General features: G+C 64.3%; 8 protein-coding genes. 6 read left to right on the forward strand and 2 right to left on the reverse strand.

The window, feature by feature from the left end; all coding sequences use genetic code 11:
- Positions 1-4 precede the first annotated feature (4 nt).
- Entirely contained in the window at positions 5-1,300 is a 1,296-nt protein-coding gene (locus P3T25_RS17645; protein ID WP_429358532.1) for a lactonase family protein, read from the forward strand.
- A gap of 106 nt (positions 1,301-1,406) precedes the next feature.
- Here P3T25_RS17645 and P3T25_RS17650 read toward each other — a convergent pair whose 3' ends face one another.
- Together P3T25_RS17650 and P3T25_RS17655 are read right to left on the reverse strand one after the other, a co-directional pair.
- Positions 1,407-5,132 (reverse strand): DNA translocase FtsK, encoded by a 3,726-nt coding sequence (locus P3T25_RS17650; RefSeq protein ID WP_429358533.1) that lies wholly within the window; start codon positions 5,130-5,132, stop codon positions 1,407-1,409.
- Positions 5,133-5,254: 122 nt separating this feature from the next.
- Positions 5,255-5,794 carry an META domain-containing protein gene (locus P3T25_RS17655; protein WP_429358534.1) on the reverse strand — a complete coding sequence of 180 codons (540 nt, stop codon included), beginning with the start codon at positions 5,792-5,794 and terminating at the stop codon, positions 5,255-5,257.
- 171 nt (positions 5,795-5,965) lie between these two features.
- On the opposite strand from P3T25_RS17655, the gene purT reads away from it, so the two are divergent.
- The 5 genes from purT (at position 5,966) to P3T25_RS17680 (ending at position 11,461) form a co-directional block, all read left to right on the forward strand.
- Entirely contained in the window at positions 5,966-7,180 is a 1,215-nt protein-coding gene (gene purT, locus P3T25_RS17660; RefSeq protein ID WP_154562159.1) for a formate-dependent phosphoribosylglycinamide formyltransferase, read from the forward strand.
- Between the two features lie 131 nt (positions 7,181-7,311).
- Positions 7,312-7,524 (forward strand): DUF6726 family protein, encoded by a 213-nt coding sequence (locus P3T25_RS17665; protein WP_154562161.1) that lies wholly within the window; start codon positions 7,312-7,314, stop codon positions 7,522-7,524.
- A gap of 111 nt (positions 7,525-7,635) precedes the next feature.
- On the forward strand, positions 7,636-8,004 hold the full coding sequence (locus P3T25_RS17670) for an MliC family protein (protein ID WP_154562163.1): 369 nt from the start codon (positions 7,636-7,638) through the stop codon (positions 8,002-8,004).
- Positions 8,005-8,287: 283 nt separating this feature from the next.
- On the forward strand, positions 8,288-9,940 hold the full coding sequence (locus P3T25_RS17675) for an acetolactate synthase large subunit (RefSeq protein ID WP_154562165.1): 1,653 nt from the start codon (positions 8,288-8,290) through the stop codon (positions 9,938-9,940).
- An 84-nt stretch (positions 9,941-10,024) separates the two neighbouring features.
- Positions 10,025-11,461, forward strand: coding sequence for an aldehyde dehydrogenase family protein (locus P3T25_RS17680; RefSeq protein ID WP_154562167.1), 1,437 nt, complete (start codon positions 10,025-10,027; stop codon positions 11,459-11,461).
- The last annotated feature ends 260 nt before the right edge of the window (positions 11,462-11,721 follow it).

An 11,721-nucleotide genomic window follows, 5' to 3' on the forward strand; every position in this document is an offset into this window, starting at 1 on the left:
TCATATGCTTCGTAGTCACCGTGCTGCAATGCGTGCTGTCTCAAGCTCTCCTTTGCCTTCTGCTGCTCAATCCACCTCATGGCGCGGCGGCCAGCCAGCTCCTCTGCGCTCCGCCCGCTCGATAATAAAAGGTTTCGTGCTCATGGTCTCGATTGTTGCTTCGCATGCGTTTGCGCAAGATTCCGGCCCGGCTCCCGCCGATGGCGTCTATGACATGCTGGTCGGCACTTACACGGCTGGCAAGAGCGAAGGGCTGTACGTCTATCGCTTCGACACGAAGACAGGCGAAGCGACCCGCGTGTCGGCCGCGCAGACGGTCAATCCGTCGTATCTGGTGGTGAGCCGTGACCGGCGCTTCGTCTATACGGTCAACGAATTGCCGGGCGATAACGGCCCGGCCACGCAGCGCGGTGGCATCAGCGCGTTTCGCTTCGATGCCGCGAGCGGCCAACTGAGCTTTCTCAACAAGGTCTCGTCGGACGGCAATGACCCGTGCTATCTGAGCCTGTCGCCGGACGGCAAATATCTGCTGACCGCGAACTACTCGGTGGCGGCCGACCCGGGCGGCAGCTTCGCGGTGTTCCCATTGCAGGCGGACGGCCAGGTGGGCGCGTCGGTGCTCACGGTGCATCATGAAGGCGGCGGTCCTGTGAAGGGACGTCAAGACAACTCGCACGTTCACTCAACCGTGTTCTCGCCGGACGGTCACTACCTGTTCGCGCAGGACCTTGGCGCCGACAAGCTGTATTCGTACCGCTACACGCCGGACGGCAGCCGCGGCCTGCTCGGCCCGACCGATTGGCGCTACACCCAGGAAGAAGCAGGCACGGGCCCGCGTCACCTGGTGTTCGGCGCGGACGGCAAGCATGCGTATCTGACTAGCGAACTGGCTGCTACGGTCAGCACCTTCAATTACGCCGACGGCAAGCTCACTCAGGTGCAAACGAGTTCGCTGATCGAGCCCGGCTTCAAGGGCGCAGTAGGCGCCGCGGCCATTCATCTGTCGCCGGACGGACGCTTCCTTTACGCCACCAATCGCGGCGATGCGAACGAGATCGTGATCTTCTCGGTGGATCCGGCCAACGGCCATCTGAAGAAGATCGGGCACCAGTCGAGCCTCGGCAAGTCGCCGCGCGAATTCGCGATCGACCCGACCGGCAACTGGCTGATCGTCGGCAATCAGAACAGCGGCACCGTGTATGTGTTCAAGCGCGATCAACAGAGTGGGTTGCTCGTAGCGAATCCGAAACGTATCGAGATCGATTCGCCGGTGGACTTCAAGCTGGTGTCGCCGTCGTGAGGTGGGTTGCTGACGATCTGAATCCGCGCGTTGAATAAAAAACGGGTCGCTTCGAGCGACCCGTTCTTTTGTCTGGCTTTGGTTGGTGGCTACCGGCCGGTCCCGTTTATTCCGCCGGTCCCGGTGCAAGCACTTCACGGCTGCCGTTGATGCCCATCGCAGACACCAGGCCCGCCGTCTCCATCTGCTCGACAAGACGCGCCGCGCGGTTATAACCGATGCGCAATTGCCGCTGCACCGACGAGATCGACGCGCGCCGCGTGCGCACCACGAAGGCGACGGCTTCGTCGTAAAGCGGATCGGCTTCGGCATCCGGCGTGTCGCCGAACAGATCGGGCGACGCACCTTCAGTGGCCGGGCCGTCGAGAATGCCTTCCTCGTATTGCGGTTCGCCGAACTGCTTCAGATACTCAACGATCCGGTGCACTTCCTCGTCGGCGACGAACGCGCCGTGCACGCGCTGCGGGTAGCCCGTGCCCGGCGGCAGGAACAGCATGTCGCCCTGGCCGAGCAGCGATTCGGCGCCCATCTGATCGAGAATCGTGCGCGAGTCGATCTTCGACGACACCTGGAACGCCACGCGCGTCGGAATGTTCGCCTTGATGAGGCCGGTGATCACGTCCACCGACGGACGCTGCGTCGCCAGAATCAGGTGAATGCCGGCGGCGCGCGCTTTCTGCGCGAGACGCGCGATCAGTTCTTCGATCTTCTTGCCGGCGACCATCATCAGGTCGGCCAACTCGTCGATCACCACCACAATCAGCGGCAGCGGCGCCAGCGGCTCGGGTGCATCCGGGGTCAGCGAGAACGGGTTGCCGAGCTTCTTGCCCTTGGCTTCCGTATCGCGGATCTTCTGATTGAAGCCGGGCAGGTTGCGCACGCCGACCGCGGACATCAGACGGTAGCGCTTTTCCATTTCGCCGACACACCAGTTCAGCGCGTTGGCGGCCAGCTTCATGTCGGTGACGACCGGCGCGAGCAGATGCGGAATGCCTTCGTACACCGACAGTTCCAGCATCTTCGGATCGATCATGATGAGCCGCACTTCTTCGGGCGTCGCCTTGTAAAGCAGCGAGCAGATCATCGCGTTGATCGCCACCGATTTGCCCGAACCCGTTGTGCCCGCAACCAGCATGTGCGGCGCCTTCGCCAGATCGGCGACCACCGGATGGCCGGTGATGTCCTTGCCCATCGCCAGCGTCAATTGCGAATGCGAGTTCTGGTAGACGCTGGCTTCGAGGATTTCGGACAGGCGGATCGTCTGCCGCTTGGCATTCGGCAACTCGAGGCCCATGCAGGTCTTGCCGGGAATCGTTTCGACCACGCGAATCGACGTGAGACCGAGGCCGCGCGACAAGTCCTTCATCAGGCCGACGATCTGACTGCCGCGCACGCCGAGCGCCGGCTCGACTTCGAAGCGCGTGATGACCGGGCCGGCCGAATGGCCGACCACGGTGACCGGCACCTTGAATTCCTGCAGACGCTGCTCGATCAGCAGGCCGGTTTCGATGAGCTTTTCTTCCGAAACGGGTTCGACGTCGGTGTCGGCGCGCGCGAGCAGATCAAGCGTCGGCAGCTCGACCATCGATGCCGCGGGCGCGCGGAATTCGAAGCCGTTGGCGGGGATGTGGCCGCGCAGCGGTGTGCGCTGGATTGCGGGTTCGGCGGGTTCAGCGGGGTCTGCAGGGTCGGTGCGCTCGGTCGAGGGTTCGTCGACGATGGTGGCCGAGGTCGCTGGTGCTGCCTGAACTGCGAAGCCAGGGAAACGAACCACGTTCGACGCGTGCGATACGGCGCTTTGCGGTTCTACTGCGGCAACGATGGCCGAAGCGTCCGAGGCGGCCGACGGGTTCAAATCGTCGGCTACGTCCACTGTTTCCAATGCGTCCGATACATCCGATAGGGCAGGGGCGTTCGTCATTGCCGCGTCGACTGGCGCGACAGCATCGATGCTGGTTTCCCAGGGCGCGAGCGGTTTTTCGATGACGACTTCAGCAACCGGCACGGACGTCGCGCTGTGCGCTTGCGTCGGTTCGTCTTCGACGAACGGCGGCACGTCCGTTTGCGCGTCACTGGCTTCCAGTTGGGCTGCGAAGATTTGAAATGGCGTTGGCGTTGGCACCGGCGCTGCATACTGCGTGGCTGGCGTGTGTGTCGCAACCAACGGCGCCTGGATAACCGGCGGTTCAATCGGCCATTGCACGACAGGCTCGGTATCGTCCTCGACCGGCGCTTCAGAGGCGCCTTCGATTCGCGGCGTTTCGACGGGCGATTGCGTCGCTGCATGGTGGTCCGGCGCAGCCTCGACTACGTCCTGCAAAGGCGCGCTTACATCCGGCACCGCGGCCATTTCGGCTTCGTTCGCATGTGAAGACGAAGCTACGTCCGATTGCCCAGCCTCGACCGGTGGCTCGGTACCCGTCAGAGCGTCCAGAGTCGTCGTGACGATCGCGTTTTCCGCGCCGCTGCTGCGCGCGAGGCTGACGCCGGCAATGTCGGTCCAGCGCGCGGCGTTTTCCGCGATGCTGCGAAGCGTCTCCTGGACGCTGGCGGGCGGCGTGACCTTTTGCTCGGTCGCCATCGGCCGGGTATAACTCGGAGCCGGCGTGCTGAACGGAGCCGGACGCCGCGTTGTCTGCGCCGGCGCGGTGTTAGTGTCCGCGCGCGGAGCGGGCGAGAACGGCTGCTGGGCAGCCGTCGAGCGACTTCCCGAAGATCCTGCACTGGCGGCTGAACCCGGCGCCGTCGACGGACGGCCTGCGTCAGCCGAGGCGTTCGCCGCCGAACCGGCTACCGAGCCTGACACCATCCGCGTTGCCGCCAAGGCGTGCGCCGCTTGCGCCGCAGCAGCCGGCGCAGCGACTGCGCCCCCGAAACCCGCCACACCCGCCACGCCCGAGCCCGACGATCCCACCGGACGTTGCTCGCCAGCAGAGCGCCGACCAACCTGCGATGCGCCATCGCGAGCCGGAGTCGCTGTCGTTCCTGATCCCGCTGGCGAACCGGCTGCAGATGCGGGCGCACGCGGCGCCGTTGCCGAATCACGCAACCATCCGGCCGGCGCGACTGGTTCGGCCGGCATCCATGCGGTCCTGTCCGCGTTCTGCAAGTGTGTCGGCGTCGTCGTCTGCGTCGGCACTTGCCGTGGCGCCTGGCGCGGCGGCGTTGCGGCGGACGTACGCAGCACCGGCTCCGCCTGCGTGGCTTGGTTGCGCGTCTTCACTGCGCCGGCGCGCCAGCTCGCCCCGGCGCCACGCGCCGCTGCGTCCTTGGCCGCCGCCGCACCCGCCGCACCCGCCGCAGCCGCGCCGCGGCCACTCGCCGGCGGCCGCCAGACGGTCGGGCGCGCATAACGCCCATTGCTTTTGGGCGCCATCGTATTGGTGGACGGCGATACGTGCGACGGCAAACCGTCATCGACACTGCGATGGCGGCGCGCTTCCTCGTCGCGTTTCGCGAGGCCGCGGGACAAGCCGAGGCCGAATGCACCGTCGGCCCACACGGCGACGTCGCGCCAGCGGAAGTCGATCAGCCAGGGCAGGCTGATCAGGAGCAGGGCAAGCGCCGCGAGCGGCGTGCCGATGTGTCCGAGCAGATGACCGAAGCCCGCCGCCAGCGCATGGCCGAAGCCATTCACGCCGGCCACGCCGATCAACGACGCCTCCAGCGCGCAGCTTGCCACCAGGACGCAGACGAAGCCGAGCCAAAGGCGGATCGTGCCGGGGCCGCGCAAACCTGCGCCGCCCGGCAGCACCGACTTCACGAGGCGCCAGAAAAGAGGAATGAACCAGACGGCCGACCCGCCGAACCAGCCGAAAACTACCGTGTGCATACTAGACATCAACGTATGACGGACGCGCAAGAACGCAATCCGTCGAGTTTAACCGGCGAAGCCCGATGCTTCGAAGGCAGACGCAAGTATGCCTGCGCCAAATGGAACGAACCGCGTACCGATCACTTGGCGCTGCGGTCGAATGTGAGCGTGTCGCCGTTGTCGAGCACCAGTTGCATCTGCTGCGGCGCGCGCATCTGCACGCCAGTGCGGTCGATGTGGTTCAGCGCGTCGAGATACGAGCCTTCGATCTGGCCGCCCGGCGTCGCGCACGCCATGCGCGTGCCGCCCAGGGTGCCGAAGCTTAGCTTGCCGTCTTTCAGCGCATACGAGCCCATGTAGCGATTGCAGCCGGAAAAGCCGCTGGCGTGGCGCTGGCCTTTGTCGGTGGAGAGCAGGAGCGTGATCGGCGCGCCCTGATCCGCGGACGGAATCGCGCGGGCCGTGCCGTCGGCCTGTTTCCAGCCGGTGAGTACCCAACTGGTGTCGTCGAGCAACTGGGTGGCGGCCGGGTTGAACGGATCGGGCGGTGCGGCTTCCGAGTCGGGGTGCTTCGGGATGGCGCACGCGCTGCATAGCGCGGCGACGCTCAACGCGGCGATGGCCGTGCGCGCATACGGGATGAAGCGCGCAACACCTCGCGCGGAGGAGCTTTGGAGCATGGCGTCGGTCCTCTTCAAACTGGCGAAGGCGTAAGGGTAACGCACTCGGCACGCCGCACGCGAGCGCGACGTCGACGTATCGGGTGCGGTGCGGGGTGCGCATCGGGGTGCGCATGTTAACATCGTGTTCCACCTAATCCCACCCTCATCCGACTTTTATCTGGAGACCCCATGCAGATCGGCCAACGGATCGGCACGCCCCTTTCTGAATCCGCCACGCGCGTCATGCTGCTCGGCGCCGGCGAGCTCGGCAAGGAAGTGATCATCGCGCTGCAACGGCTGGGCGTCGAAGTGATCGCCGTCGACCGTTATCCGAACGCGCCGGGTCATCAGGTCGCACATCGCTCGCACGTGATCGACATGACCGACCGCGCCGCCTTGCGCGCGCTCGTCGAACAGGAACGTCCGCACCTGATCGTCCCCGAGATCGAAGCCATCGCGACCGATGCACTCGCCGCCATCGAAACCGACGGCCTCGCCGAAGTGATCCCCACCGCGCGCGCCACGCAACTCACGATGAACCGCGAAGGCATCCGCCGTCTGGCCGCTGAAGAACTCGGCCTGCCGACCTCGCCATACGCGTTCGCCGATTCGCTCGAGGAACTGCGCGCGGGCATCGCCAAAGTCGGCTATCCGTGCGTCGTGAAGCCGGTGATGTCATCGTCGGGCAAGGGGCAGTCGGTGCTGAAGAGCGACGCGGACGTCGAACCCGCCTGGCAATATGCGATGGCGGGTGGCCGCGTGAATCACGGCCGGGTGATCGTCGAAGGTTTTATCGACTTCGAATACGAAATCACGCAACTCACCGTGCGCGCGATCGATCCGGCGAGCGGCGAAGTCAGCACGTATTTCTGCGACCCGATCGGGCACGTGCAGGTGGCGGGCGACTACGTCGAATCGTGGCAGCCGCAGCCGATGAGCCCGCTCGCGCTGGAACGTTCGCGCGAAGTGGCGCACAAGGTCACAGCGGCATTGGGCGGCAGGGGCCTGTTCGGTGTGGAACTTTTCGTGCGTGGCGATGACGTATGGTTCTCGGAAGTGAGTCCGCGTCCGCACGATACCGGTCTGGTCACGCTGTGCTCGCAACGCTTCTCGGAGTTCGAACTGCATGCGCGCGCGATTCTCGGTTTGCCGGTGGATACGTCGCTGCGGGCGCCGGGCGCGTCGGCGGTGATTTACGGCGGACTGGACGAAACGGCGATCGCTTTCGAAGGTGTCGCGGCGGCGTTGGCCGTGCCGAATGCGGATCTGCGGCTTTTCGGCAAGCCGGAGAGCTTCGTCAAGCGCCGCATGGGCGTGGCGCTGGCCACTGGCGAGACGACCGAAGAAGCACGCTCGCGCGCGAAGCAGGCCGCGGCGGCGGTGCGGCCGGTTTCCACGAAGTAAGGCGCGTCAAAGCGCTGCCTTGCGGCGCTGCAGCGTGTCGATGTGCCGTGAAGTGTGAAGTACCCGCGCGCCGCGCAAACCCGCCGCGCGCGAAACCCGACTCATTGAAGTTTGTTGAAGTAGAGGTACGTATGCCCCTGGAATCCCGCAAGAACATGCGGTCTGGAAGCTTCGGCCGTCTCGGCGCACTGGGTGTGATACTTGCGCTGTGTGCGGGGATGACAGGGTGCGGCCTCGCCGCTGCGCCGTGCCGGGTGGCGTCGGCTGGACTGAAGATCGTGCCGCTGGTCGGGCACGTCGCTGCCGCGCCGACCGACGCTTGCGCCGAGGTGATCGATCCATAAGCAATCCACGACCGGTTCGCGATGGGGTCATGAGCGGTCCGGGCGTGCAACACAGCCGCAACGCAAGGCGCGCCGCCCACGCTTGATGTGCAACAACAATCGAGGCATCGAATGAAGAAATGGCTTGTTGCAGTCACCGCGGCAGCGGGTCTTGCGGCGCTGTACGGCAATGCATGGGCCGCGCCATCGAACCTCGCCGATATTCAGGCGAAGAATCGCCAGACGCATAAATACACCTGCGCGACCGGCAAGATTCTGCAAGTGACCTACTGGAACACGGCGAACGGCCAGAGCTTCGCGCTCGTGCCTGTCAAGGGCCAGCAACTGCTGTTCGTCAACACGATCTCGGCTTCCGGCGCGAAGTATCAGGCCGGCAGCTACACCTGGTGGACCAAGGGTCCGCGCGCCGATCTCTACGACGCGACGGACGGCGAAAACGCCCCGCCGATGCTGTCCGACTGCGTCACCATCAATCGCTGAGCATGATGCGGCGGCTTTCTTCAGACACGCCGCCTGCCTCGCCTTACGTTTGTCTCTGCCTTGTGGCGCTGCCCGCCTGCGCGCATCCTTTCCGTTCGAGTAGTAAGCTGTCCGGCATGGCATCCGCTGTGTCCGCTGCCATTGCTGTCGCCAGTGTCGTCGCTGTCGCCGTTATGTCAGGCCGCGCAAGGCTCGCGCGGTTGTCGTCGTCTTCGATCGTCCGATATTGGACTTCAACGGGCGGGCTCATGGCCCGCGTCCGTTTCATCAAGCGAGACCCTCCATGAAAGCATCGGACCTGTTCGTCAAATCGCTGGAAGCCGAAGGTGTCGAGTACGTGTTCGGCATCCCGGGTGAAGAAAATCTCGATCTCCTCGAATCGCTGCGCCGCTCGAAAATTCGTCTGATTCTCACGCGTCACGAGCAGGCGGCCGGGTTCATGGCCGCCACGTATGGACGCCTCACCGGTCGCACCGGCGTGTGTCTGGCCACCCTCGGACCGGGCGCGACCAACTTCGTGACCGCTGCCGCGTACGCGCAGTTGGGCGGCATGCCGATGCTGATGGTGACCGGGCAAAAACCGATCAAATCGAGCAAGCAGGGGCATTTTCAGATCGTCGACGTGGTGCGGATGATGGAGCCGCTCACCAAGTACACGCGGCAGATCGTGTCGATCGCCAACATTCCGGCCGCGGTGCGCGAAGCGGTCCGTCAGGCGGAGGAAGAACGGCCGGGCGCCACGCACCTCGAATTGCCTGAAGACGTTGCGCACGAAGAGGGCGACGGCCATCCGATTCCGAAGAGCTTCAGCCGCCGCCCCGTTGCCGAGGAAAAGGCCGTGGCGCGCGCGGTCGAGGCGATCACGAAAGCGAAGCATCCCTTGCTGATGATCGGCGCGGGCGGCAACCGCAAGACCACCACCAAGATGTTGCGCGAATTCGTCGACCAGATCGGCATTCCGTTTTTTACGACGCAGATGGGCAAGGGCGTGATCGACGAATCGCATCCCATGTGGCTCGGCAACGCCACCTTGTCCGACGGTGACTTCGTGCACCGCGCAATCGACCACGCGGATTGCATCATCAATGTCGGCCACGACGTGATCGAGAAGCCGCCGTTTTTCATGCGCAGTGGCGACGCCGGCGAGAAGACGGTGATTCACGTCAACTTTCTCGGCGCGGAAGTCGATACGGTGTATTTCCCGCAGATCGAGGTGGTCGGCGATATCGCCAACGCGGTGTGGCAGCTCAAGGAAAGCCTCAAGGAGCGTCAGGAACACTGGGATTTCACGCGTTTCAAGGAGATCAAGCAGCACTTCGAGGAGCATCTGGTCAAAGGCCAGCACGACGACCGTTTCCCGATGTACCCGGTGCGGATCGTCAACGACGTCTACGAGACCACGCCGGTGGACGGCATCGTGTGTCTGGACAATGGCATGTACAAGATCTGGTTCGCGCGCTACTACCGCGCGCATGAACCGAATTCGCTGCTGCTCGATAACGCGTTGGCGTCGATGGGCGCCGGCTTGCCGTCGGCGATCGCGACCAAGATCGTGCACCCCGACCGCAAGGTCATGGCGGTGTGCGGTGACGGCGGCTTCATGATGAATTCGCAGGAGCTGGAAACGGCAGTGCGTCTGAAGCTCGATCTGGTGGTCCTGATTTTGCGCGACGACGCGTTCGGCATGATCCGCTGGAAGCAGGAAAACATGAACTTTCCGGACTACGGCATGACGCTGCGCAACCCGGATTTCGTCGCGTATGCGCAGAGTTACGGCGCGAAGGGGCATCGCATTGAATCGGCCGCGGAATTCGCGCCGCTGCTGCGCGAATGTTTCGCGACGCCCGGTGTGCATGTGATCGATCTGCCGATCGACTACTCGGACAACGAGCGTGTGCTGAATCGCGAGATCAAGCGGCTGAGCGCCCAACTATGAATGGTGCGGCCATGTGCGGCAACGAGACATAGCACTTGCCGGCTGCATGGCTGATGTCAGGCATTGGATCAAGGAGAACGCGTCATGTTGAACAAGACTTACCCGTACTACCTCGCCAACATTGCGGTGGCGGCCAACACGGATCTCGAAGTCACGGATAAATTCAGCGGCGAAGTGGCGACCCGCGTGGCGATGGCGGACGCGGCGGCGATCGACAAAGCGATCGGCTATGCCGTCGAAGCGATGCCGGCAATGCGCGCGTTTCCACCGTTCAAGCGTCAGGCCGTGCTCGAACATTGCGTGAAGCGGTTTCGCGAGCGTTACGACGAATTGGCGCTCGCGCTATGTATCGAAGCGGGCAAGCCGATCAACGACTCGAAGGGCGAGGTCACGCGTCTGATCGACACGTTCAAGGTGGCGGCTGAAGAGTCGGTGCGCATCGACGGCGAGATCATCAATCTGGAGATTTCGCCGCGGGCGAAGGGCTACCACGGCTACGTGAAGCGTGTGCCGATCGGTCCGTGTTCGTTTATCTCGCCGTTCAATTTTCCGCTGAATCTGACCGCGCACAAGGTCGCGCCGGCGATCGCGGCAGGCGTGCCGTTCGTGTTGAAACCGGCGAGCCGCACCCCGGTCGGCGCGCTCATCATGGGCGAGATTCTGGCGGAAACCGACCTGCCGAAAGGCGCATTCTCGATTCTTCCCGCGCATCGCGACGGTGCCGATCTGTTCACCACCGATGAACGTTTCAAGCTGCTGTCCTTTACCGGCTCGCCCGCGGTGGGCTGGGAACTGAAGAAAAAGGCCGGCAAGAAGAAAGTGATTCTGGAACTGGGCGGCAACGCGGCGGCGATCGTCGACGGCGATCAGGGCGGCAAGCTCGACTATGTGGTCGATCGGCTGGCGTTCGGCGCGTTCTATCAGTCGGGGCAGAGTTGCATCGGCGTGCAGCGGATTCTGGTGCACGCGAAGATTTACGATGCCCTGCGCGAGAAGCTGATCGCGAAGACGAAGTCGCTGATCATGGGCGATCCGAAGGACGAGAAGACCTTTGTCGGGCCGATGATCTCCGAATCGGAGTCCAATCGTCTCGCCGGCTGGATGGAAAGCGCGGTGCAGGCGGGCGCGAAGATCGTCGCCGGTGGCAGGGTGGAGGGCGCGATGTTCGAGGCCACGCTGCTCGAAGGCGTGAAGCGCGACACTGACCTCTACCGCAAGGAAGCCTTCGGCCCGGTCGCGATTCTGGAGCGTTTCGATGATTTCGACGCGGCGCTCGCTACTGTCAACGACAGCGACTTCGGCCTGCAAGCCGGCGTGTTCACCGATTCGCTCGCCCATGCGCACCGCGCGTGGGATCTGCTCGACGTGGGCGGCGTGGTGATCAACGACGTGCCGTCGTTCCGGGTCGACAACATGCCGTATGGCGGCGTGAAAGATTCCGGGCTCGGGCGCGAAGGCGTGCGCTACGCGATCGAGGATATGACCGAGATGCGTTTGATGGTGATGCGCGAGACGTGGTGACGGGGCGGTGCGGCGGCGCACGACGATGATGCGGGCGCCTGCCGGGGCTGTGCTTCATCTACAGGGATTCGGGCCCCGTCGTGGTGTGCGGTGGTCCGTGCCCCCTCGTTCGGGCATCCTGTGGCAGGGTCGGGTTGAGCCGGACTGTCATGCATCTGTCGCACGCGCGCACTACGCTGCCAGCGAGGCGGTCCGACCCTCGCAGGCCGCCTTTCGGAGCCGGCACCGACGGTCTGGTGAGCGGCTCGCCGTCCGGCTTT

The organism is Paraburkholderia sp. GAS32 (assembly GCF_050434225.1).
In the GTDB taxonomy this organism is placed as follows: domain Bacteria; phylum Pseudomonadota; class Gammaproteobacteria; order Burkholderiales; family Burkholderiaceae; genus Paraburkholderia; species Paraburkholderia madseniana.